16 protein-coding genes are annotated in these 24,632 nt (G+C 47.6%); 12 read left to right on the top strand and 4 right to left on the bottom strand.

The annotated features are described in order from the left end of the window. From JGK14_RS26800 to JGK14_RS26765, 8 genes are all read left to right on the top strand, one after another. Positions 1-800 (top strand): RluA family pseudouridine synthase (locus JGK14_RS26800; protein WP_325315689.1); only part of this gene is annotated, 800 nt, incomplete at its 5' end. Between the two features lie 85 nt (positions 801-885). Beyond that, a complete protein-coding gene (locus JGK14_RS26795) occupies positions 886-1,449 on the top strand; it encodes a Uma2 family endonuclease (protein ID WP_325315688.1) in 564 nt (187 codons plus the stop codon). A 231-nt stretch (positions 1,450-1,680) separates the two neighbouring features. Then, a complete protein-coding gene (locus tag JGK14_RS26790; protein WP_325315687.1) occupies positions 1,681-2,799 on the top strand; it encodes an alkene reductase in 1,119 nt (372 codons plus the stop codon). A gap of 163 nt (positions 2,800-2,962) precedes the next feature. Next, positions 2,963-5,239, top strand: coding sequence for an ATP-binding protein (locus JGK14_RS26785; protein ID WP_293313188.1), 2,277 nt, complete (start codon positions 2,963-2,965; stop codon positions 5,237-5,239). Between the two features lie 23 nt (positions 5,240-5,262). After that, positions 5,263-5,721 (top strand): response regulator, encoded by a 459-nt coding sequence (locus tag JGK14_RS26780; protein WP_293179202.1) that lies wholly within the window; start codon positions 5,263-5,265, stop codon positions 5,719-5,721. 39 nt (positions 5,722-5,760) lie between these two features. Then, on the top strand, positions 5,761-7,431 hold the full coding sequence (locus JGK14_RS26775; protein WP_325315686.1) for a hybrid sensor histidine kinase/response regulator: 1,671 nt from the start codon (positions 5,761-5,763) through the stop codon (positions 7,429-7,431). A 474-nt stretch (positions 7,432-7,905) separates the two neighbouring features. Then, positions 7,906-8,910: a protochlorophyllide reductase gene (locus JGK14_RS26770; protein ID WP_293179196.1), complete on the top strand. Its 1,005-nt coding sequence runs from the start codon at positions 7,906-7,908 to the stop codon at positions 8,908-8,910. A gap of 633 nt (positions 8,911-9,543) precedes the next feature. Continuing rightward, on the top strand, positions 9,544-11,550 hold the full coding sequence (locus JGK14_RS26765; RefSeq protein ID WP_325315685.1) for a ShlB/FhaC/HecB family hemolysin secretion/activation protein: 2,007 nt from the start codon (positions 9,544-9,546) through the stop codon (positions 11,548-11,550). A gap of 74 nt (positions 11,551-11,624) precedes the next feature. Here the strand turns inward: JGK14_RS26765 and JGK14_RS26760 are convergent, their stop codons facing one another. From JGK14_RS26760 to JGK14_RS26745, 4 genes are all read right to left on the bottom strand, one after another. After that, a complete protein-coding gene (locus JGK14_RS26760; RefSeq protein ID WP_293193695.1) occupies positions 11,625-12,635 on the bottom strand; it encodes an alpha/beta fold hydrolase in 1,011 nt (336 codons plus the stop codon). A gap of 114 nt (positions 12,636-12,749) precedes the next feature. Next, entirely contained in the window at positions 12,750-13,199 is a 450-nt protein-coding gene (locus JGK14_RS26755) for a hypothetical protein (protein ID WP_293193693.1), read from the bottom strand. Positions 13,200-13,265: 66 nt separating this feature from the next. Continuing rightward, a complete protein-coding gene (locus tag JGK14_RS26750; RefSeq protein WP_293179181.1) occupies positions 13,266-13,604 on the bottom strand; it encodes a DUF433 domain-containing protein in 339 nt (112 codons plus the stop codon). A gap of 14 nt (positions 13,605-13,618) precedes the next feature. After that, positions 13,619-13,855 (bottom strand): hypothetical protein, encoded by a 237-nt coding sequence (locus JGK14_RS26745; RefSeq protein ID WP_293210178.1) that lies wholly within the window; start codon positions 13,853-13,855, stop codon positions 13,619-13,621. Positions 13,856-14,260: 405 nt separating this feature from the next. Between JGK14_RS26745 and JGK14_RS26740 the strand changes: the two genes are divergently transcribed. The 4 genes from JGK14_RS26740 to JGK14_RS26725 all read left to right on the top strand — a co-directional run bounded on the left by JGK14_RS26740 (position 14,261) and on the right by JGK14_RS26725 (position 24,415). Beyond that, entirely contained in the window at positions 14,261-14,878 is a 618-nt protein-coding gene (locus JGK14_RS26740; RefSeq protein WP_293179175.1) for a Uma2 family endonuclease, read from the top strand. A gap of 52 nt (positions 14,879-14,930) precedes the next feature. Continuing rightward, the gene (locus JGK14_RS26735) at positions 14,931-17,855 is read left to right on the top strand and encodes a two-partner secretion domain-containing protein (protein WP_293179172.1); all 2,925 of its coding nucleotides are present in this window, start codon (positions 14,931-14,933) and stop codon (positions 17,853-17,855) included. A gap of 61 nt (positions 17,856-17,916) precedes the next feature. Further along, on the top strand, positions 17,917-21,051 hold the full coding sequence (locus JGK14_RS26730; RefSeq protein ID WP_325315684.1) for an S-layer family protein: 3,135 nt from the start codon (positions 17,917-17,919) through the stop codon (positions 21,049-21,051). Between the two features lie 748 nt (positions 21,052-21,799). Continuing rightward, positions 21,800-24,415, top strand: a complete 2,616-nt coding sequence (locus tag JGK14_RS26725; protein WP_325315683.1) for a CHAT domain-containing protein — start codon at positions 21,800-21,802, stop codon at positions 24,413-24,415. The last annotated feature ends 217 nt before the right edge of the window (positions 24,416-24,632 follow it).

The following is a 24,632-nucleotide window of genomic DNA, read 5'->3' as shown; positions in this document are numbered from 1 at the left end:
GGGGCGCGCCAGATGCCCAACCCCTACTCCCCACAACTCATCAAAACAATCATGGTGGAACGGGCATCTTGCCCGTTACCGATCGCTCTTGGGGCGCGCAAGATGCCCATCCCACAAATCTCAAAAAATTTGCTGGAACGAGCATCTTGCCAGTCACCAATCCCCAGGAAATGCTGCCAATTGTTTATGAAGACAAATGGTTAATTGCAGTCAATAAACCCCCAGACTTGCTGTCAGTTCCAGGTCGTTATCTAGACAATCAAGATAGCGTTTTGAGTCGCTTGCAAAACTTGTTACAGGACGGGTTAAAACTGACGGCGGTGCATCGGTTAGATTTAGCAACATCTGGGATTTTGTTGCTGGCGCGGGACAAAGAAACCAGCAGTCAACTAAGCCTGCAATTTGAGAAACGGCGGGTTCACAAAGTTTATGAAGCAGTGCTTTCGGGGACTGTCAACATAGAGGCGGGGACGATCGCACTCCCGGTAAAAAAAGACCCGAAAAATTCCCTGGTTCAGCAAGTTAATTTGGAGTGCGGAAAACCCAGCATTACTAGGTTTCAGGTAATGGCGAAGGAGGGAAATTGTACTCGCGTCGAGTTTTTGCCGCTGACGGGGCGCACGCATCAATTGAGGGTTCATGCAGCGGATGTTCGAGGGTTGGGAATACCGATTTTGGGCGATCGACTTTACGGATGTCGCGCCGCTGCGAACCGACTGCACTTGCACGCGCGGGAACTCTCCTTTGAGCATCCGCAGTTGGGATCAAGGCTCAGCTTACAGGTGGCGACGCCATTTTGATCGCGCGGGCGATCGCAAGTCCGATAGTGCGATCGCCCGAAAGTAAAATAACAAGTTATCTCGCCTCTGTTTAGGAAACCTGAAAATGCTACAGACTCCCACGAAAACCCTTACCTTAGAAGAGTTTCTGAATCTGCCGGAAACGGAACCCGCCAGCGAATACATTAATGGACGCATCATCCAAAAACCAATGCCACAAGGAGAACACAGTGCAATTCAGACAGAATTGCCACCTGCCATTAACTCGGTGCTAAGATCCCAGAAGATTGCCCGAGCTTTCTGTGAACTCCGTTGCACTTTTGGTGGGCGATCGATTATACCCGATGTTTCGATATTCTTGTGGAACAGGATTCCTCGTCAGGAAAATGGTGCAGTGGCTAATGTTTTCTCAATTGCTCCAGATTGGGCGATAGAAATTCTTTCGCCCGACCAAAGCCAAACAAAGGTAACTAAAAATATTCTACATTGCTTGGCTCGCGGAACGCAAATGGGCTGGCTGATTGACCCCTCCGAGCAATGTGTATTTGTTTATTTGCGCGATCGACCAACAGCATTTTTTGACGAACCGGATCTACTGTTACCAGTGCCAGAATTTGTCAGAGAATTCAATCTGACAGTTAAAGGTTTATTTAGCTGGCTGCTGGATTAACTAAAAGTTTCGCAATAGTTCACCAAGATATTTGATATTAAAGCCCTCGTCTGCCGCCGGCGGTTGATAGTACGCAGTGATACACGCAGGCTATATCCGTAGGGTGTATCACTGCGTACCTTAGCAATAAATACGCCCATTGATATTTGTTGGCAAGTCCTGTTTAAGTTATCTTGAAAAGCGATCGAACTCCGATTGCTCACATTATTCAGTAAAGGACAGATCGAGATTATGACAACTCAAACAACATCTTCAATCCTCCTGAGTCCCTTCAAATTGGGAGATTTATCCTTAAAAAACCGGGTAGTCATGGCACCCATGACGCGATCGAGAGCCGGTGAAACGCGGATGCCCAACGCTTGGATGGCCGAGTATTACGCTCAGCGGGCCAGTGCTGGTTTGATCCTGACAGAAGCTACGGTGATTTCTTCTCAAGCTAACGGTTGGCTGAATACGCCCGGTATTTATTCAGACGAGCAAGCCGAAGCTTGGAAACAAGTTGTAAATGGGGTTCATGCCCGCGAAACACCAATTTTCATGCAGCTTTGGCACTGCGGGCGGGCTTCTCACAGCAGTTTTCAGGAAAACAATCAATTGCCAGTTGCAGCATCTGCCATCAAAATCAACGGAGAAGGCATTCATACCCCTGCGGGCAAACAACCCTACGAAACTCCCCGCGCTCTAGAAACAGATGAAATCTCGATCGTTGTGGAAGATTATCGCCAGGCCGCAGAACTGGCAAAAATGGCGGGTTTTGACGGTGTAGAAATTCACGGTGCTAACGGATATTTAATTGACACTTTCCTTCAATCCAAAACTAATCAACGCACAGATTCCTATGGCGGTACAGTTGAAAATCGCTACCGTTTTCTCAAGGAAATTGTGGAGGCAATTCTGACAGTATTCCCTGCCAACCGAGTTGGAGTTCGACTTTCTCCCAACGGTGTTTACAATGATATGGGTTCTCCCGATTATCGCGAAACTTTTCTGTATATTGCAGGTCAGTTAAATGTCTACGGTTTAGCTTACCTTCACCTTGTGGATGGTTTAGCTTTTGGCTTTCACGAATTGGGAACGCCGATGATGATAGGAGAGTTTCGCGATGTATTTTCCCAGCCGCTGATTGGTAACTGCGGATACAATCAAGAACTAGCCCAAACAGCTTTGAGCAACAAAGTTGCGGATTTAATTGCTTTTGGTCGGGATTTTATCAGCAATCCGGATTTAGTAGAGCGTTTTGCTGGCGGTTGGCCGCTCAATCCGCCTGCGGTCGTCGGCGTCTGGTATTCTTTTGGGCCTGAAGGTTATATTGACTTTCCTACTTATCAGGAATCAGCAGCTATTTCTTAGACTGTTGAGCAAAAAGCTGACTGTAAGAGAATTTTTGGGCGGAGTGAACGTCCGGGCTGTTTCCTCCACCCAATGTGTAATGTGCGTCGTTTCCGGCTGCGAGAAAAGTGTTTTAATAAAGAGAAATAGAAATCATTTCTAGCCGGAGTTCTCCGCACGATTTATGATAGATGAAGTTGTTGATTTCACCCAAACTGTCGATTTAACCAATTGCGATCGCGAACCGATTCAAATTCCAGGGCTGATTCAGCCCCACGGGGTGCTGTTGGTTTTGCAGGAGCCTGACTTGAAGATTGTCCAGGTCAGCAATAACGCGTTGGCTTTGCTAGGTCAACAGCCCCAAGATCTGTTGGGCAAACCGCTATTAAACTTACTCGCTCCTCAGCAGATTAATGCAATTCGGCAGTGCTTAAGCGAAGACTTTGAGTATGTGAATCCGTTAGATATTTCTCTGAAATCTAAAACAAAATTACTTCATTTTGATGGCATTGTTCATCGCTGCAATACCATAATCTTTTTAGAATTGGAACCAAAAAAGAAAAGACAAAAAACAGACTTTTTCCATTTTTACCAGCGATTAAAAGGAACGATTACTAAAATTCAAAAGGCTCCAACCTTGCTGGAAATGTGCGAGGTTGTAGTTAAAGAAGTGCGAAAAATCACTGGATTCGATCGCGTTATGGTATATCAATTTGATGCCGCAGGATCCGGACGGGTGATTGCAGAAGATCGGGTAGAAACGCTAACGCCTTATCTGGGCTTGCACTATCCGCCCAGCGACATTCCCCAGCAAGCGAGACAGCTTTATACCCTCAACTGGCTGCGGTTAATTCCAGACTCCTCCTATGAGCCTGTGGCGTTAGTGCCAGCGCACAATCCCTTAGACTCGCGCCCGACGGATTTGAGTTTATCGGTGCTGCGGAGCGTGTCTCCCGTACACTTGGAATACCTCAAGAATATGGGTGTATCAGCCTCCATGTCTATTTCACTGATCCAAGACCAAAAACTATGGGGGCTGATTGCTTGCCATCATTCGACGCCGAACTATGTGCCCTATAGCGTGCGAACCATGTGCGAGTTTGTGGGGCAGGTAATGTCGATCGAACTTGCAAACAAACAAGATCGTGAAGACTTAGACTACAAAATGACATTGAAGTCGCTCCAAAGCAAGTTTGTAGAATCGCTATCTCAGTCAAAAAGCTTCTGGGATGGATTAGTTCAACTCAACTCGAACCTGCTAGATCTGGTGGGTGCGACGGGAGTGGCGGTTTGCGCGGGAGAACAAGTTATTTGTATTGGTGAAACGCCGCCAGAAGCTGAAATTCCTGCCCTGCGGGAATGGATTAAAAGCCAAATTCAACACAACCTGTTTCAAACCCGATCGCTATCTGAAATTTATCCAACCGCAGAGTCATTTAAGAGCGTTGCGAGTGGACTGTTAGCATTAGAAATTTCCAAAGTCAACAAAAATTATATACTCTGGTTCCGTCCAGAAGTGATTCAAACAGTCAACTGGGGCGGCAACCCGAACAAACCTGTCGAAGTCACAATCGATCGCGAGATGCGGTTGTCTCCTCGCAAATCCTTTGAACTCTGGCAACAAACGGTGCAGGGCTGCTCGTTACCTTGGAAGTCCTGCGAGATCGAAGTCGCCACCGAACTGTGCAGCCTGATCGTCGGGATTATCCTCAGTCAGGCAGATGAAATGGCAAAGATTAATCTAGAATTGGAACGCAGTAACACTGAACTAGATGCCTTCGCTTACGTCGCATCCCACGATCTCAAAGAACCGCTGCGCGGCATTCATAACTATTCCAATTTCTTGATAGAAGATTACGGGGAGGTGTTGCACGAGGATGGCATCGCTAAATTGCAAACGCTGGTGCGCCTAACCCAACGCATGGAAGATCTGATTAACTCTCTGCTACACTATTCCAGGCTGGGACGCAGCGAACTTTCGCGCCAACCGACAAATCTCAACGATTTAGTGCGACAGTCGATCGACATTTTAAAGATCGGCGGGCCTCCGCAAGCGATCGAGTTTCGCACTCAATCGTTGCCGACAGTTGCCTGCGATCGCACTCAAATCAGCGAGTTATTCACCAACCTGATTAGTAACGCGATTAAATATAATAATAAAACCGAGAAATGGGTGGAAATTGGTTTGATCGAATCAGAATCCGCGAGCAGTAAAGACCCGAGTTTATATACCTTTTATGTGCGAGATAACGGCATTGGCATCCCCCAAAAGCATTTGGAGCGAGTTTTTCAGATATTCAAGCGACTCCACGCACAAGACGAATATGGTGGCGGTACAGGGGCAGGTTTGACGATCGTCCAAAAAATTGTCGATCGACACGGGGGAAAAATTTGGGTAGAATCGACGCCCGGTGAGGGCAGCACGTTTTACTTCACATTATCAGCGGCGGTCAAACCATGACCGGATATTCAGCGATGCGTGCTATGCAACTCCCTCCCTTGCTGATCGTTGAAGACAGCGACGAAGACTTTGAAGCGTTCCAACGTTACCTACACCCATCTTTTTCGCAAATCCCCGTCTATCGCTGCACTAATGGCGATCGGGCCCTGGCGTTTCTCTACCGCACCGAACCCTACACCAATCCTAACACTGCTCCGCGTCCGGGACTGATTGTGCTAGACCTCAACTTACCGGGAACGGATGGGCGAGAGGTACTATATAAAATAAAACAGGATCGTAATTTGAAAAAGATTCCGGTGGTTGTTTTCACCACATCTAACAATCCCAAAGACATCGCAGCCTGCTACGAACAAGGAGCGAACAGCTATATCATCAAACCTATGGATTTTAAGCTGTTGAAGCGAAGTATTCAGACGTTGTTGAGCTACTGGTTTGAAATCACGATGCTCCCTGTTCAGTCTCCGGAGGAAGACCAATTATGAGTCAAGTTGAGCGCACTGTTTTGATTGTGGAGGATAACCGTGATCTATCCCAACGGCAGAATCAGGTGGGCGCTGAGCCTGGGGAAAGTGTTTTATAATGCGATCGGGCAAGCGATGCGGATGTCGGGCGTAGATTTGGATATCACCGATCGCAAGCACACCGAGGAAGCACTGCGTCACAGTGAAGAGTTTAGAAAACGGGTGTTAGACAGCAGCAGCGACTGCATCAAAGTGCTGGATCTGGATGCACGACTTTTATACATAAATACAGGAGGGATGTGCCTGTTGGAGATCGACGATCTCACCCCCTATTTGAACGCGGAATGGCTCTGTTTTTGGCAAGATGAAGCTCGGGAAGAGGTGGAAGCTGCGATCGCGGCGGCGAAGGCAGGAGAAGTGGCTAGATTTCAGGGCTTTTGTGCCACCGCCAAAGGCACGCCAAAATGGTGGGATGTCGTGTTAGCACCGATCCGGGATGTGGCAGGCCAAGTTGTACAAATCTTATCGACTTCGCGGGATATCACCGATCGCAAACAAGCGGAAATCGAACGCGATCGCATTCTGCAATTAAAACAAGCTGCCCTGGCCGAATCGGAAAGAGTTAACCGCATCAAAGACGAGTTTCTGGCGGTGCTTTCTCACGAGTTGCGATCGCCCCTCAACCCGATCTTAGGCTGGACGAAGTTGCTGCAAACTGGCAGGCTGAATGAAACCAAAACTGTAGCAGCGTTAGCGACGATCGAACGGAATGCCCTGGCACAGGCTCAATTAATTGACGACTTGCTCGATATGGCTCGCGTGCTGCGCGGCAAACTGAGTTTGAATGTGACTGCTGTCAATTTGTTGTCTACCATTGAATCTGCGATCGAAACAGTGCAGACTGCCGCCACCGCCAAGTCAATTCTGATTCATCACGTGCTATCCAATATCGGGCAAGTGTCTGGGGATGCGGTTCGCCTCCAGCAAATTGTCTGGAATTTGCTTTCCAACGCTGTCAAGTTCACTCCCAAGGGTGGACGAATAGACGTTCGATTAGAGTTAGCAGACAACCAAGCGCAGATTGTGGTAACAGATACGGGTAAAGGCATCAATCGAGACTTTTTGCCCTACATCTTTGAGTCTTTCCGTCAAGAAGATGCTTCTGTTACTCGCAAACACGGGGGGCTAGGGTTGGGACTGGCGATCGTTTATCAACTGGTAGAAGCCCACGGCGGAACAATCAAAGCTGACAGTTTTGGGGAAGGAAAAGGAGCCACTTTTAGAGTCAGCCTGCCGCTGCTGAACGTCAAAACAGGGGAAAATCCGGACAAGTTATTAGAAGCAGAACAGGATCTCAGAGGCATCCGAGTGTTGGCAATTGATGACGAGGCAGACAGCCGGGAAGTAATCGGCGCATTCCTGGTTATGGCTGGAGCGGAGGTGATGACAGTTGCATCTGCGGCTGAATTTATGGTAGCCCTAGAGTCGTTTGTGCCGGATGTTTTGGTGAGCGATATTGGAATGCCAGAAGTCGATGGCTACAGTTTGATCGGATATGTGCGTTCTCTATCACCGGAGCGGGGGGGGCTGATCCCGGCGATCGCATTGACTGCCTATGCTGGAGAAATCAACCACCAACAAGCTCTGGCAGCAGGCTTTCAGAGGCACATTTCCAAGCCTGTGGAGCCAAATCTATTGGTTGGGGCGATCGCTGATTTACTGAGCAAATAGCTATGAAAACATCAGCCATAAATTGAGCATATCTTGATAACTTATTTCTCAATAATAGCTCATACCTAATACTTTTAACAAGACCATTTCCGACTACCTTTACCTTTCAATGCGTTCAAGTTATTCCCTCATATATATCATGTTCGCAGTGCGGACTTAAGTCCGCAAAAACGGTTCGTAGTGCGGACTTAAGTCCGCAAAATGCACTCCGATTCCGACTGAAGTCGGCACTACGAACTTATCTCCCGACTGAAGTCGGCACTACGAACTTATCTCCCGACTGAAGTCGGCACTACGAACTTATCTCCCGAATCTCCGAAAATGGGCTAGGAGTGTCGATCGGCAACCTAGAAAGTTGAGATTCACAACGTTTGGGCCTATCCTATTAACCTGAGGGCATCTGAAAACATCCGAGCTGCTAGCTCAGCTTTTGAGATGCCCCAAAATAATCAATAGCCAAGCATTTTTAAGAAAATGGCACAAAATCACAAGTCAACGGTTATCATCACCGGCGCATCCTCCGGCGTCGGCTTGTACGGCGCCAAAGCCCTTGCAGACAAAGGATGGCACGTAGTCATGGCCTGTCGCGACGTGCGAAAAGCCGGAGACGCCGCTCAAGAGTTGGGCATACCTCAAGGTAGTTTCACGATTATGCACATTGACTTGGGCGATTTGGAAAGCGTGCGCCGATTTGCTCGGGAATTCAAATCAAGCGGCAGGCCTCTAGACGCTTTGGTGTGCAACGCAGCTATCTATCTGCCTTTGATTAAGGAACCGCTGCGGAGCCCTGAAGGTTACGAGTTGACGATGACTACCAATCACCTCGGTCATTTCCTGCTGTGCAATCTGATGATGGATAGCATGAAACCTTCCTATTATCAAGATGCGAGAATCGTGATTTTGGGAACTGTGACTCACAATCCAGACGAGTTGGGTGGAAAGATTCCGCCGCGTCCTGATTTGGGCAAGTTTGAGGGTTTTGAAGCGGGTTTCCAAGATCCGGTTTCGATGGTAGATGGGAAGCAGTTTGAACCTGTCAAGGCTTACAAAGATAGCAAAGTTTGCAACGTGCTGACGATGCGGGAATTGCACCGCCGCTTTCACGAATCGACGGGGATTAATTTCACTTCGCTGTATCCGGGATGCGTGGCGGATACGCCACTTTTCCGCAATCACTATCCTTTATTTCAGAAACTTTTCCCGCTGTTTCAGAAGAATATCACCGGCGGTTATGTGTCGCAGGAGTTGGCGGGCGAAAGGCTGGCAATGGTGGTTGCAGATCCAGAATACAAGCAATCTGGGGCTTATTGGAGTTGGGGAAATCGTCAGAAAAAAGATGGTAAGTCTTTTGTGCAGAAGGTTTCTCCGCAGGCGCGCGATGATGAGAAAGGTGAGCGGATGTGGGAGTTGAGCGCTAAGTTGGTGGGATTGACTGACGGAGCTCCCATGGGTGCTGCTAGTGCGAGCCGCCCTGCATAATTAGGTTTGTAGTGAGGACTTTAGTCCTTCTTCTTGCGGACTAAAGTCCTCACTACGAACCTTGACGCACACAGGTTTGTAGTGAGAACTTCAGTCCTTCTTCTTGCGGACTAAAGTCCTCACTACAAACCTGTAGTTTGTGGGATGGGCGTCCCGCCCGTCTTTAAAGGACGGGCGGGACGCCCATCCCACAATAATTAAAATTCTAAGTTATTTAATTCGCGCTCCTAAGTTATTTAATTCTCATTCCTTACCAGGAAAAATTGGTTTAAATCCCCAAGCCTTGTAGGGAGAAATTAAAAAAAGACGATTGATTGCTCGACTCCTCTTCCTTTCCGGTAGAGGTCTCCCTCCTTTCGTCAAGTCAACTGTCAACCTGTATGCTGTCAACTGTCAACTGTCAACTGTCAACTGTCAACTGTCAAAGATATTTTTGCGGATCTGCATCCGGTTGCTGCGTAAGTTTTGGCGGAGGAACCAAAAGGTCGATCGACCTTTTGGTTTTTAGCCGTTGGGAAATTCTTGGCAGTGCCCGATGTTGCCTTTTTTTCGGTTAAGATTAATTGTTAGTTTAGGGTGCGCTGGTTCCTTAAAATATTTTCACCCAATCTAGCGAAATAATAATTATATCATATGAACTGTAGATCGCAAAAATTATTTTTAATTGCTGGAATCTTTGGCTTAGTTTGGTTGGGAAAACCGACGAAAACATCCGCGAGCAACGTTGAAATTTTGACTTCAAATGTTGAGGATTTGGCAACAGTCCGCAGCGGAGCCGATCGACCTTTACGAACCAACGACACGAATCTTGACACCCGGGAAGACTTGCCCGCCACTGAGTCCGATCGATCGACTTTGGCACCAATTCTACCTGCGGAAACTCCCGATTTACAGCCAGAAGCTGCCAATTCTGTCGATCGCACATTCGCCACGAACGATCGAGAAACTCAGCTTTCTAACCGAGATCAAAAGCTAAAAGAAAATATAGGTATCGATCGAGATTCGCAACTGAGCCAACTGCCCAACCCAATTCAACCCAGAGAGCCGGAATTACCTGCACCAAGAGCACCGCAGCCACCGCCACCACCTCCCCTCCAACCAACTCCGCTGGCACCAGTTCCCGGCGATTCCAGGCCGGGGATTCCGGGTACAATTCGGGTTTTGCGGTTTGAATTTGAGGGAAACACAGCTTTTAGCGATCGCGAACTCGCAGCAGTTACGCAACAGTTTGCGGGGCGCGACATCACCTTTGCCGAACTGATCGCAGCAGAAGGGGCAGTGACTCAAAAATACGTAGCAGCAGGATACATCAATTCCGGCGCTGTAATTCCCGCCAACCAAACATTTCCCAGAGAAGGAGGTGTGGTGAAAATTCGGATTGTCGAAGGCGGATTAGATGAAATTCAGATTAGTGGAAACAGGCGTTTAAATGCCAATTACGTGCGATCGCGCCTAGAACGTGTCACCAGGCGGCCATTGAATCGCGATCGGCTGCTGGAAGCTTTGCAAATGCTGCAACTCGACCCCTTAATTGCCAATATTTCGGCAGAATTGCAAGCTGGAAGCCGCCCGGAAAACAGCCGTTTAGAAGTGCGGATTAAAGAAGCAGACAGCTTCAGCGGCGAAGTTTTTCTAGACAACAATCGATCGCCCAGCGTCGGCAGTTTTCGGCGCGGCGCGCGCATCAATCAAGCGAATTTGCTCGGTTTGGGCGACGGATTAGAGCTATCCTACGCTAACACCGACGGCAGCAACGAATTCAACGGCAGCTACACAGTCCCCGTCAACGCGCGCAACGGCACGATTCGGTTTGCTGCGAGTGCTGCGAGCACTAACGTCATCGAGGAACCCTTCGATGCTGCCGAAATCGAGGGGAAATCGCGGACTTACGAGTTAACTTACCGCCAGCCGATCGTCGAAAAGCCCGATCGCACTTTGGCTGTGGGAGTAACATTTTCGCGACAAGAAAGCGATACATTCCTGTTGGGAGAAAGATTTGCGCTGTCGGCGGGAGCAAATGAGCGCGGTGAAACGCGGGTTTCAGCGGTGCGGTTTTTTCAGGAATACGTGCAGCGGAATTCCCGACAAGTGCTCGCAGCGCGATCGCAGTTTTCCATCGGTACCAATTTTTTGGGTGCTACTGCGAACGATAGCGGCCCTGACAGTCGCTTCCTGGCGTGGCGCGGACAAGCGCAGTACGTGAGGCTGCTAGCGCCCGAAACCTTGCTAATAGTACGTTCCGACATTCAATTCGCCGATCGCCCGCTGCTGTCCCTCGAACAAATCGGGATCGGTGGCGTGCAAAGCGTGCGCGGATACCGACAAGATTTGCTGTTAACTGATAGCGGTGCGATCGCATCTGCGGAGGTACGAATCCCGGTGTGGCGCGTGCCGAAAGTCAAAGGATTGTTACAAGTCGCTCCGTTTGTGGATTTTGGGGTAGGCTGGAACAATTCCGGAGAAAAAGCGAATGCTGACTCTGACAAATTGTTGGGTGCGGGTTTAGGGCTAATTTGGCAAATGGGCGATCGGTTTAATATGCGATTAGATTATGGTTTTCCTTTGATTAATGTCGGAGGGGGCGATCGAACTTTTCAGGAAAAAGGCATCTATTTTCGGATTAATTACTTTGCTTTCTAAATTGTGGGTTGCGTTGAGTGCGATCGAACCCTACGCTTCGCTTCACCCAACACTTTCATCTTTAGCGCTGACGGTCAATTTTTATTAAGTGGCGATCTCAATTCAATCAGTTGATGAACCGCACTAACCACCAATTCAGGCTGATCTAGCATTACAAGATGTCCACTATTTTCTGCAATGATATGTTGGCTATTTGAGGATAGTTGGGTCAAGTCTCGCTGAAGCAATTGCCATTTCTGGAATCTTTCATCACTCATCTGTGGATTTTTAGAGCCTTGACTTAATACAATCAAAGGCAGATTCCCCAGTAGTGTACTCGCTTGCAATTGCTGAAAGCTCCTTTTCATATTGGCAAGCTCACTTGACGTAGTTGCCCAATAACAGGGGCGGTAACAGGAAGATTTGAAGGTGTCAAATAGAGCTTGCACTGCCAACGGATATTTTTGACTTTCTTGTTTGATATCCTTAAACATTGGCAACACATTCATATCTCCGATTAATCGTAACACTCCAACCCGACTGGCAATTATCAGAAGCTGGTAAAGCAAAATTACCCTTTTCATACGCTTCCATATTGCGGGTGTTATTTGATCTTCATGGACAGAATCAACCAGCACCAATCCGACGACTTCTTCTGGATGTTGACTGGCATATAGTCGCATATTGCCTCCACCCAAGGAGTGGCCAACTAAAATGTAGGGAGGTTCGATCTTAGCTTTCGTCAACAGGGCGTGTAATTCATCAACACTCTGCTGACTTGTGCGAGGTATCTTGGGATTGGGATCGCTCCAACCCAACCCTGCTCGATCGTAGGTACAGACACGAGTAAACTTAGCAATTTCAGAGGGAACCAGACCCCACGTAATTGAGGGAGCACCACCGCCAGCATCCATAATGACTGTTGGTGTCCCTTTTCCCACACAGTTGAGATGTAGACGAAATCCTCCAATATCAAACAGTTCACCCTGCGGAGGATACTTGCGTCGATCGATTATTTGACTGACTGCTTGATAGAGAATTCCAGCAAATAAACTGATAGCGGTAATACCTAGAGCAAGCACGATCAATTTTTCTGTGGTTGTCATAGCAAAATTTATAGAACTGATACCATTGCACTCAAGTTTATCTTTTATAACGATTAATTTGCCGCTTCGACCGGGTTGTTATGCCGCCGCGATCGCCCTATAGTGCTATTGCCTCTACATACTTTTCTGATACTGCTCAATCGTCGCTGCAATTTTATTCATCAATTGTTGATCCTGCTTTGGATCGAATGGGGGCGCATTTTTCCAATCATAAAACCATACTGGCTTCCGTTGCTTCTCTTCTGGCTCAGTTGCGAACCTCGGAAACACATGGGCATGTAGTGCCGCTTCACTGTTACCCAAGATTTCGTAGTTGATACGAATTGCACCAGTGACCTCAAGCAAAGCATCACCCAAAACCGTCATGTCTTGTAAGAAGATTATGCGTTGCTCCATTGTTAAAGCGTTCAGACTTGGCACAACTGGATCGGGTAGCAAAAGTGAATACCCCTGCAAGAACTGAACATCACCAAGCACTACCCAGCCCGATGGAACCCGACAAATTACTGCCGGATTAATTCCCTGACGTGCTTCCTCGACTCGACGATGAATCAGAGTAATCATTCTAAGTTTTAGTTGCCCTAACTATTGGGTCGATCGTATTGTCGAAGTTTTCATCAGCAAGAAATTTTAACATGGTTCTTGCGCTGTTTTGCGGGCAAGCAGGCGATCGCGCAAGCCTTGTGGGTCGAATTTTGCTTGATTCATAGTGCGAATCTCTTGCGATTGCTGCCGTCGCTGTTGCAAGTACGCTTCTACTTCCGATTCGTGCTTGAGATAGAAGGCGATCGTGGCATAAACGTCAGCTAGATTCAGAGACGGATAGCGATAAACAGTTTCTTCTGCGGTCGCGCCCTGCTGAAAAACACCGATTACAGTATCTAATGTAACGCGAGTTTTGCCGACGAGAATCACACCATCTTCATTTGCATTTAAAGGAGCCCGTTCAGCTACGATTGTCAGTGTCATAAGCATCTTCAAATTCAATATCCCAATAGTAGCAAATCCACTCGTCGCGCTTCCAACATTGCAGCCACGTCCTCATCTGTCGGTGCGGGTTGGTCTGTCTTTAGCAAGCCTCGCATCCGCTGAATCGCACCAGAACGATCGCCCCTGGTAACTGGCGGATATTGCAAGGACTCAATGATGGCGCTCACTAACGCAAGGCGATCGCTCGGTGGCAGTTTAAAGACGTGCTCCTTGACTTCTTGTAGCAACATAGACGGCTCCTAAGATTGAAGGTGTCTACCATCTAGTATGAACGATTGCGTTCTCCATGACCAGGTAGAATTAGCTCTGTTCCCGGTAACTCATTCAAACTCATGACTCTTTCTCCTCTGAGTTATATCAAATCCCGTAGCATCAGAATTTTTCATCTCTCTTATCTCCCTCTGTGTTCTCTGCGTTCTCTGTGGTTAAATCACGATCGTGCAACGGTCAACGATCTTACATTCAAAACCTTTGATAAATTTCTCACATTTTAGCGCTGACAGTCAAATTTTATTAAGTGGCGGTCTCGATCGCTACTTGGATCGCGATCGCACTGATACGATCCAAATATATAATTATAATGGAACCGGAAACGATATAAATCCTAACCTAGTTAACACAAGAGGGCTTGTCTTATGGTTCAGACAAAAACTAAACTAACATTTGTAGAGTTTATCGAAAAGTACCCCGACGGATCGGGCATCTACGAACTTGTAAATGGAGAGATTGTCAAAGTGGAAGCAACCAGAGCTCATAAAAATGTAGCACGATTTCTAGTATTTGGCTTTAACGATGAAATCAGGCGCTTGGAACTTGACTATATCGTTGACAAAGATATAGTTTTCAGAACTGTAACAGCGAGGGGGCAAGAGCAAGGCAGAAATCCTGATGTCGGCGTGGTCAAGGCATCAGTATGGAATAGCAATGTCCGCGGCTACGGAGCCCTTACCGAACCTATACAATTAGCAGTAGAAGTAACTTCAACTAACTGGGAAGACGACTATGTTGATAAGTTGGATGAGTATCAACGGCTCGGTATTTGTGAATATTGGATTGTGGACTATTTAGCTATCGCTTCTAGGGCTTATTTAGGTAATCCCAAAATTCCCACAGTTTTTGTTTACTCTTTGGAAAATGACCGCTATTTAGTTCAAAGTTTTACAGGTAATGAGCGCATTATCTCTAAAACTTTTCCCGAACTAGAAATCACTGTAGAGCAAATTGTGATTAGCAGCCAAATGCAAAACCTTTAGAGAAACGAGATGAGCTTACACAGATCGACTTTATCCTAAAAATAATTTTTTTATGCCTCGCTTACATTACTCCCTACTGTTTGCCTTCCTGTTGCTATTTCCCGCAAGTGCGATCGCCCAAATCATCCCCGACAGCACTTTAGGTGCCGAAAGTTCGCGCCTTGTACCGGATACAATCAACAACTTACCCTCAGATCGCATTTCAGGAGGCGCAACTCGCGGCTCTAATCTCTTTCACAGTTTCCGCTCCTTCAACATCGGTGAAGGGCGGGGACTTTATTTTGAAAATCCCAGCGCAGTTTCTAACATCTTCACCCGCGTCACGGGCGGGCAACCCTCAAATATTTTAGGAACCCTCGGAGTCCAAGGCAATGCCAACTTATTTTTAATCAACCCGAAAGGAATTGTCTTCGGCCCCAATGCAAGATTAGATTTGCGCGGTTCATTTGTCGCTTCAACGGCTGACAGTATTGTATTTAATAACGGCTTTGAATTCAGCACCACCACAGGGCAAACATCCCCACTGTTAACAGTTAATATTCCAGTTGGTCTGAGATTTAGAGACAATCCCGGTACAATTGTCAATCAATCCACAGCTACAGGAACAGTCAATCTCCCAGGAACATCTCCCGTAGCGATTCCAATTACCGAGAGAGTTGGCTTAGCAGTAGACAAGGGTCAAACTTTAGCACTGATTGGCGGCGACATCCAAATCCCAGGCGGCAATTTAACCGCTAGTGGCGGACAAATTTTGCTCGGTAGCGTAGCCAGTCCTGGTTTAGTAGATTTGGCACTAACCCCTGGTGTATCCGGGCCTGGTAATCTTACTTTAAATTATGGCAACATTCAAAACTTTGGCAATATTCAAATATCCAATGGTACGCTGATTAACACGAGTGGAACAGGTGGCGGTAGAGTAGAAATAACAGGTGGAAATATCGGTATCAACGCTGCACAAATATATGCGTTCACCTTTGGAAATGCTGGCGGAAAAGGTATTGATATAAACGCCCAAAAAATGCAAGTAAAAAATGGCACGCAATTGTCTACTTTCACTTTAGGAGATGGTGCTGGAGGTAATATCAATTTGCGCGGTGCTGATTCGGTAGAAATGAGCGGGCAGGGAATTGAGAGCTTTCAACAAATTGTAATTAAATATCTCCTATCGGGAACAGTTGACCCTTTTGACCCTAAGTTTATGTTTTTTAACGGTACTGCTGGCGCCGGAAATGGGGGAAGCGTCAACATCGATACCGGACGGCTGCTGATGCGCGATGGGGTAGTAGGTAGCGGCATTACTTTAGGTGCTGGAAATGGCGGCAATCTGAATATCCGCGCCAACACTTTTGAAATCGCGAGTTCTGGAATCAACAACGCCACAGCTAAAGATAGTAGCGGTGCCGGAGGAAGCATCAACCTTGATGTTGGGCGGTTAATTATGCGCGATGGTTCCCTTCTCGGCAGTACGAGTTACAGTAACGGGCCGTCGGGAAATATCACCGTAAAAGCTGCTGAATCGGTAGAACTGTCCAACTCCAGTAGCAGAACTGCTATATCAACTGGAATCAGCACTCTCAGTATCGGTTCTAGCGGCAGAGCAGGGGATATTACGGTTGATACCAAGCGCTTGAGTCTTGCTGACGGTTCTGCTTTTACATTAGGAACAGGTATATTAGTGGGCTTTCTGTTTTCCAGGAACGGCGGAGCGGCGGGAAACTTAACAGTTAGGGCCAGCGAGTCAGTGGAAATTACAGGAATTTCTCCTGTTTTGACTAGCGGGAATCGCACTGATAGTGCGCTGAGTTCTGCAACTTTGAGTTCTAGTCGGGGCGGGAATATCCGCGTCGATACGCCGAGGTTGGTGGTGCGGGATGGGGGGCTAATTTCTACGAGATCTTTTGGTGCTGGAAATGGAGGTGATGTTACTATTAATGCCGATCGCATTGAAGTCAGTGGCATCAGCAGTAACGGTTTATCTGTCAGTTCAATTGATGCTTCTGTCGGCAGCCGGTTCCCGATTAATAGTCCCAACCCGACGGCGAATGCTGGCGAATTGAATCTTAATACCCGTCAATTGATCGTTCGGGATGGCGCTACAGTCACGGTGCAGGCTAGGGGAACCGGACGGGCTGGTAATATCAATGTTGTCGCAGATGCAATTTCCCTTGACGCCAAAAGCAGCATTGACGGCACAACTGTATCCGGTACGGGTGCAAATATTAACCTGCAAGCAAAAAGCATTGAGTTGCGACGCGGCAGCCGGATTACTACCGATGCAGGTAATTCCGACGGCGGTAACATCAATCTCAACAGCCAGATTCTAGTCGCCCTCCCCCAAGAAAATAGCGACATCACCGCCAACGCCCGCACCGCAGGTGGCGGCCGCGTCAATGTTAATGTCCCGAATGTCTTGGGCTTTGCAGCAGTCGGCCGCGAACAAGTCAGAAGCAGGTTGAATCTCAGTGACGCGCAATTTGCAGCTTTGCAAGTCAGTCCTACTTCTCTGCTTGAGAGTAGCGACATCGCCGCGATTTCTCAAAGTGCAGGCCCGGCTTTGCAAGGTACTGTTACTTTTAGTTCTTCTGGGGTGAATCCCGCTCAAGGTTTGGTAGAATTGCCACAAAATGTGGTGAATCCGGCTGCATTAATTGCGGCAAATCCCTGCATTGAAGGAGCCGATAACGAGTTTACTGTTACTGGTCGGGGGGGAGTGCCTCCTAGCCCCAATGACTCTCTGGGTAGCACAGAAACACCGTTTCCGTGGATAGAAATAGAAGAGGAAGGAAGAAGGAAGAAGGAAGAAGGAAGAAGGAAGAAGGGAAGAAGGGAAGAAGGTGAAATTCCCGATCGGGAAGTTGTTCCTGCTCAAGGCTGGGTGATGAATGAGAAAGGGGAAGTTACGCTGGTGGCTGCGGAAGTTGCCGGTCAATTTCCACAGCGCACGAGGCGTCCTGATTCTGTTTGTCAGCCTCGATAACTACAAACAGGGCAAATGCTAGAAATTTTATGACCGAATGTTAGCTAACAAAAGGTTGATTATGATTTTCCAATATCTCTACTTATGGCAGATTTGCCAAATTAATGAACTCAAAGACCGAGACAAATACTATATTTTAAGAGTGATTTACCTTTTAGATCGCGATCGGTCGATTACGAAAAGAAAAACGGTTCGTAGTGCGGACTTTAGTCCGCAGAATAAGAGCGGACTAAAGTCCGCACTACGAACTTTACTTGTTGCGGTTAATCGACGGAACCTGATATTATTTGCATTTTTTTACCTGTGTCTGTTTGCTGAAAGTGCGATCGCCCAAATCGTCCCCGACAGCAGCTTGGGAGCAGAAAGTTCGCGCCTTGTACCCGATAATATCAACAACTTACCATCAGAGCGAATCACTGGTGGTGCCACTCGCGGCGTGAATTTATTTCACAGTTTTCGAGAATTTAACATCAAAAGTGGAGAGGGAGCTTATTTTGAAAATCCCAGCGGAATTGCTAACATCTTCACCCGCGTCACGGGCGGGCAACCCTCAAATATTTTAGGAACCCTCGGAGTCCTAGGCAATGCCAACTTATTTTTAATCAATCCCAGAGGACTTATTTTCGGCCCCAACGCTCGGTTAGATTTGCGCGGTTCGTTTGTCGCTTCAACTGCTGAGAGTATTGTATTTAATAACGGCTTTGAATTCAGCAGCACCACAGGGCAAACATCCCCGCTGTTAACAGTTAATATTCCAGTTGGTCTGAGATTTAGAGACAATCCCGGTACAATTGTCAATCAATCCACAGCTACAGGAACAGTCAATCTCCCAGCAACATCTCCCGTAGCGATTCCGATTACAGATCGAGTTGGCTTAGCAGTAGACAAGGGTCAGACTTTAGCACTGATTGGTGGCGACATCCAAATCCCAGGTGGCAATTTAACTGCTAGTGGCGGACAAATTGCACTCGGTAGCGTAGCCAGTCCCGGTTTAGTAGATTTGGCACTGACATCGAGTCCACAGCAGGGGAGTTTAAGTTTAAATTATGGCAACATTCAAAACTTTGGCAATATTCAAATATCCAATAGTACGCTGATTAACACGAGTGGAATAGGTGGCGGTAGAGTAGAACTAAAAGGTGGAAATATCGGCATCAATGCTGCACGAATATATGCGCTCACCTTCGGGAATATTGATGGAAAAGGTATTGATATAAACACCCAAAAGTTGCAAGTGCAAAACGGGACGCAATTGTCTACTTTCACTTTTGGAGATGGTGCTGGAGGTAATATCAATTTGCGTGCTGCTGATGCAATAGAAATCAGCGGGCTGGGAATTGAGGGCTTTCAACAGATTGTAATTAAATATCTGGCATCGGGACTAATCGACCCATTAGCTGCGAACTTTGTGTTGCTTAATGCTACTGCTGGCGCTGGAGCAGCCGGAGACATTAAAATCGATACTGGACGCCTGCTGATGCGGGATGGTGCAATATTTGGCGGCATAGCTTTTGGTGCTGGAAATGGTGGAAATTTAAGCATCCGTGCGAATACTTTTGAGATTCAGGGTTCTGGGAGCAACAACGCAACAACGAAAGGGAGTACCGGTGCGGCAGGAAATATCACCGTTGATGTCCAAAGATTGATCCTGCGGGATGGTGCTATTCTCGCCAGCACTAGCTACAATGCTGCCCGATCGGGAAATATAACAATTAAAGCTGCTGAATCGGTACAATTGTCGAACACCATTTCTCAAACTGCTGTCGCAAGCGGCATCAGCACGCTTACCATCGGCTCTACCGGAAAGGCGGGAGATATCACTATCGATACAAAACGGCTGAGTCTTTCTGGGGGCTCCGCGTTCACCTTGGGGAGCGGTGTTTCGGTTGGCGGAGTTATCTTCTCTACGAATGGGGGACCAGGAGGAAACTTAACTGTTAGGGCTAGCGAATCAGTAGAAATTGCAGGTATTTCTGAAGTTTTGAGCAATGGGAATCAAGTTGCTAGTGCTTTTTCCTCTGGAACAATTAGTTCTAGCCGGGCCGGGGATATCCGCATTGACACGCGAAACCTGATTCTGCGGGATGGGGGCTTCATTTCTTCTAATTCTTCGGGTAAAGGAAACGTGGGGGATATTACGATTAATGCCGATCGCATCGAAGTAAATGGTAGTTTAGGTAATCCTCGTTTTAACAGTTCTATTGATGCTTCTGTTGGCAAGGCGACGGGTGATAATCCCAATGCTACGGCAAATGCAGGTTCGGTGAACTTGAATGTCGATCGATTGATTGTCCGGAATGAAGGCAATGTGACGGTGCAAGCTTTGGGAACCGGGCGCGCTGGTAATATCAATATTGTCGCAAATGCGATCGGCCTTGACAACAAAGGTAGCATTGATGGTAGAAGTGCATCCGGTGTCGGAGCAAATATTAACCTGCAAGCACGAGACATCCAATTGCGCCGCGGAAGTCGAATTACCACCGATGCGGGTACTTCTGAAGGTGGCAATATCAATATTAATAGCAATACTTTGCTCGCCCTCCCCCAAGAAAACAGCGACATCACCGCCAACGCCCGCACCGCAGGTGGCGGCCGCGTCAATGTTAATGTCCCGAATGTCTTGGGCTTTGCAGCAGTTGGCCGGGAACAAGTCAGAAGCAGGTTGAATCTCAGTGACGCGCAATTTGCAGCTTTGCAAGTCAGTCCCACATCTCTGCTTCAAAGTAGCGACATCACCGCGATTTCTCAAAGTGCTGGCCCGGCTTTGCAAGGGGCGGTAACATTTACTGCTTCTGGGGTAAATCCCGCTCAAGGTTTAGTAGAGTTGCCACAAAATGTGGTGAATCCGGCTGCGTTAATTGCTGCTAATCCCTGCGTTGAAGGAGCCGATAACGAGTTTACTGTCACGGGGAAAGGAGGAGTGCCACCGAGTCCTAATGACTTTCTTGGTAGCGCACAAACGCCGTTTCCGTGGGTGGAAGCAGAAGGAAGTTCGGCAACGAGCGCTGTACGGGATGTAACGGATGTAACGGATAGAAGTCCGAAGGAAGAAAGGGAAAAAAAAGCTCGGGAAGTAGTTCCGGCGCGCGGTTGGGTGGTGAATGAGAAAGGGGAGGTGACGCTGGTTGGATACAATCCAGGTAATGCTGCTGAGTCTCGCAATCCTCGATCGAATTCTCTTTGTCCGTCGCGCTGACAAGATGTTTTTTACGGCGGATAAACGCGGATTAATTGGGTGCATCTCAATGCAAGCAAATATGTTTGTATGGGCTATAGCATGACCGCAGTGAATATAAGATTATAACTAATAACTTATATGCAGTCATGCTTCTTCAGGCTTCAAAAACCAGATGCACCCGATTAATTGGTGATTGGTAAGTGGTGTACTGAATTTAAATTGTCTATTTTAATGCAATACAATTGAGAGCAGACCGCCAAGAGAGCAAAAGCCATGTGAAAAATAAATTCTGCGATGGGAGCATCTCAGTTTTGCTATAGTGCGAGCGTCCCCGCTCGCGTGCGTCCCCGCTCGCGTGCGTCCCCGCTCGCGTGCGTCCCCGCTCGCGTGCGTTTAAGACAGTCCGTTGGAAAAACGAGGTGAAAAATAGACGCTGCGATTGCCGCGCGTGGACGTTCGCAATGACAAAAAAGCATTAAGTAAACCGTATTGGTGTATAAGCACGCGAGCGGGGACAGCACTAAAATAAAAAATGCTTCTTACAAAACTGAGATGCTCCCTTCTGCGATTGCTTCGTTCCTCGCAATGACAATTATCACCCAATACAGTTTACTTAGGACGGTACAGGGGGAAAAAGCAATGTGAAAAATAGATTCTGGGATTGCTTCGTTCCTCGCAATGACAATTATAACCCAAGCCTATTGTATTTTAATGCCCTATTTCACCCTCTCCCACTCTCTCCCCGTCTTCCTACAAGTGCTTGAATATGAAATTTACCCGATCGCTCCGACAAGCAATTCTCTTATTTCTGATATCCTGTCTGCTAGCGGTGGCGATTCCTCCCGCAGTTGCTCAGATGCGGTCACCACCAGCGGTGCAGCTTGTCCGACAAGCTCGAACTCTGTATGCTTCAGAACGTTTTTCCGAAGCTGTGCCGCTGTTACAGCAAGCGGCGACGCAATTTGAGGCAAAAGGTCAAAATCTCGATCGCGCGGCGGCTTTGAGCAATTTAGCTGCAACCTACGGGCAACTAGCGCTTTGGGAACAAGCAGAACAAGCTGTGAATTCGAGTTTGTCGGTGGTGCGGGCGCAACCCAAAACTCCCGAACAGCAGCGGATTTGGGCGGAAACTCTCAACATTCAAGGACAGATTAAACTCGAACGGGGGCAGACTCAAGATGCGATCGACATTTGGACGCAAGCTGCTAAATTTTTTGAGCAAATTGATAGCAAAAATCAACTTTTGCAAGTTCAAATCAATCAAAGTCGAGCTTGGGAAACTCTCGGACTTTACCCCAGAGCTTGCAAAATATTGTTAGGTTCTTTGAACCTGGAAAACAAAACCTGTGAAGTTTTGCCCGCAGGCTTAGTAAGTTTGAAAAATCAATCTGTTTCCTTAGAAAATATTCGGGCAATTAATGCTTTAGCCAGGGTGCTGCGGGTTTTGGGACAACTGGAACGCTCCGAGGATTTGCTGTCAGCGGGAATGGAAGCAGCCCGAAAAATAGGTGTCCGACAAGAAGAGGCTGCAATTTATTTGAATTTGGGAAACACAGCCCGGGCTAAAAGCAATAAACCGGGTTTGAGTATGGAAAAGCGGACTGATTTGGAACGCTCCGCCTTAGAATATTATGCTCTAGCGGCAGAGGCGATGCCGGGGAAATCAACTATCGGGATGCAGGCGAGGTTGAATCAATTGAGTCTGTTTGCAGATAGCCAAAATGCCTCGGAAGCACAGATTTTGTGGCGTTCTCTTGAACCTCAAGTCGCTCAATTCCCTTCCAATCGTGCTGGGCTTTACGCTCAAATTAATCTAGCACAGACCTTGATTAAATTGGATAAATTACCAATCGGTACTCCAGGTTTGAGCGATATCGCTCAAATGCTTTCCTTGGCTGGGGAATCGGCAAACCGTTTGGGCGACAAACGAATACAAGCTTATATTTTAGGAGCTAGGGGCAAGGTTTACGAACTCAAACAACAGCATTCTGTGGCTGAAACTTTGACTCTTGAGGCTTTGAGTTTAGCACCGGCGTTTCAATCTCCCGATATTGCCTATCAATTATTGTGGCAACTCGGACGGATTCGGAAAGCTCAGGGGAATACAGAAGGGGCGCTCGTTCAATATACTCAAGCTGTAAATGTATTGTCTTCTCTGCGCGGCGATTTGGTAACAGTTAATCCCGAAGTGCAATTTTCGTTTCGGGAAAGTGCGGAACCAGTTTATCGGGAATTAGTCGGGCTGCTGTTGCAAGATGAATCCCCCACTCAAGATAAGTTAAAACAGGCTCGCCAAACGGTGGAATCTTTGCAGTTGGCGGAATTGGATAACTTTTTTCGGGATGCTTGTGCTGATGCTAAACCAAAGTCGATCGAGGAAATCGATCCGACGGCGGCGGTGATTTACCCAATTATTTTGAGCGATCGTTTGGAGGTAATTTTGTCAATTCCCGGCAAGCCTCTGCGCCGCTATACGACTAAGAAGTCTCAATCCGAGTTAGAAACAGCCTTCAAACTAGCCAAAAATACCATCAGGCCTTCTGCTTTTGTGCGCGACAGGTTCCCACCTATTCAACAGGTTTACGACTGGTTAATCCGCCCCGCAGAAGCCGATTTGACTGCCAGCGGGATTAAAACGCTGGTATTTGTGCTCGATGGTTACTTGCGAAATCTGCCGATCGCAGTGCTGCACGATGGCGAAAAGTTCTTGGTAGAAAAATACAGTATTGCTTTGGCGCCGGGACTGCAATTGCTGGCACCGAAACCGCTCAGCCAAGTAAAGTTAAAAGTGCTAACTGGTGGCTTGTCGGAATCGCGTCAAGGCTTCTCGGCTTTGCCGGGGGTGAAACAGGAACTCGAACAAATTTCAGCCCAGATGCCGGCGAGTGCGCTGCTGAATCAAGATTTTGTCAGCACGCAGTTGCACGATCGCATTAAAGCTTTGTCTTACCCGATCGTCCATTTAGCAACTCACGGTCAGTTTAGCTCGAATGCGGCGGATACTTTTATTGTGACTTGGGATCAAAAAGTAAATGTTAAGGAGTTCGATCGACTTTTGCGATCGCGCACTGGGGAGAAACAACAGCCGATCGAGCTTTTGGTGTTGAGTGCTTGCGAAACTGCTTCCGGCGATAACCGGGCCGCATTGGGTTTAGCTGGCGCCGCAATTCGATCGGGTGCTCGCAGCACAGTCGCCACCCTTTGGCAAGTAAACGACGAATCTACCGCTATTTTTATGACTGAGTTTTACCGCCAGCTTGGTGGTTCTAAAGCCAGCAAAGCTGAAGCCCTCCGCAACGCTCAATTAACCCTGCTGCAAAACGAAGAGTATCAAAATCCTTATTTCTGGGCGCCTTTCGTGCTAGTAGGGAATTGGCAATAAGTTGACAGTTGGCTGTTGACTGTTGACTGTTGACTCCGAAAGCAGTTTGTAGGGGCGGTGCCCCCTGGCCCGCCCTCTTAGTTGGGTGGTTTTATTGTCGGGAAAAGAAATCTGAAACTACCAAAATTATCGATCGAAGATTGGCTCGTGCTTGGGCCAAGGTACGTAGTTGCGCTTCAGCGCTCTTTCCTAGATCTCAGCAAAGAGTGCTCCCATC

The organism is Microcoleus sp. PH2017_28_MFU_U_A, assembly GCF_020738035.1.
Classification (GTDB): Bacteria; Cyanobacteriota; Cyanobacteriia; order Cyanobacteriales; family Microcoleaceae; genus Microcoleus.
Note: the sequence above shows the minus strand (reverse complement) of the source record. Positions and strands in the feature narration are given on the sequence as shown.

Coding starts and splice junctions, on each gene's coding strand:
- JGK14_RS26770 (WP_293179196.1), top strand. CDS start 7,906: ATGGCACAAAATCACAAGTCAACGGTTATCATCACCGGCGCATCCTCC.
- JGK14_RS26795 (WP_325315688.1), top strand. CDS start 886: ATGCTACAGACTCCCACGAAAACCCTTACCTTAGAAGAGTTTCTGAAT.
- JGK14_RS26730 (WP_325315684.1), top strand. CDS start 17,917: ATGATTTTCCAATATCTCTACTTATGGCAGATTTGCCAAATTAATGAA.
- JGK14_RS26760 (WP_293193695.1), bottom strand. CDS start 12,635: ATGACAACCACAGAAAAATTGATCGTGCTTGCTCTAGGTATTACCGCT.
- JGK14_RS26780 (WP_293179202.1), top strand. CDS start 5,263: ATGCAACTCCCTCCCTTGCTGATCGTTGAAGACAGCGACGAAGACTTT.
- JGK14_RS26735 (WP_293179172.1), top strand. CDS start 14,931: ATGCCTCGCTTACATTACTCCCTACTGTTTGCCTTCCTGTTGCTATTT.
- JGK14_RS26725 (WP_325315683.1), top strand. CDS start 21,800: ATGAAATTTACCCGATCGCTCCGACAAGCAATTCTCTTATTTCTGATA.
- JGK14_RS26740 (WP_293179175.1), top strand. CDS start 14,261: ATGGTTCAGACAAAAACTAAACTAACATTTGTAGAGTTTATCGAAAAG.
- JGK14_RS26750 (WP_293179181.1), bottom strand. CDS start 13,604: ATGACACTGACAATCGTAGCTGAACGGGCTCCTTTAAATGCAAATGAA.
- JGK14_RS26745 (WP_293210178.1), bottom strand. CDS start 13,855: ATGTTGCTACAAGAAGTCAAGGAGCACGTCTTTAAACTGCCACCGAGC.
- JGK14_RS26790 (WP_325315687.1), top strand. CDS start 1,681: ATGACAACTCAAACAACATCTTCAATCCTCCTGAGTCCCTTCAAATTG.
- JGK14_RS26785 (WP_293313188.1), top strand. CDS start 2,963: ATGATAGATGAAGTTGTTGATTTCACCCAAACTGTCGATTTAACCAAT.
- JGK14_RS26755 (WP_293193693.1), bottom strand. CDS start 13,199: ATGATTACTCTGATTCATCGTCGAGTCGAGGAAGCACGTCAGGGAATT.
- JGK14_RS26765 (WP_325315685.1), top strand. CDS start 9,544: ATGAACTGTAGATCGCAAAAATTATTTTTAATTGCTGGAATCTTTGGC.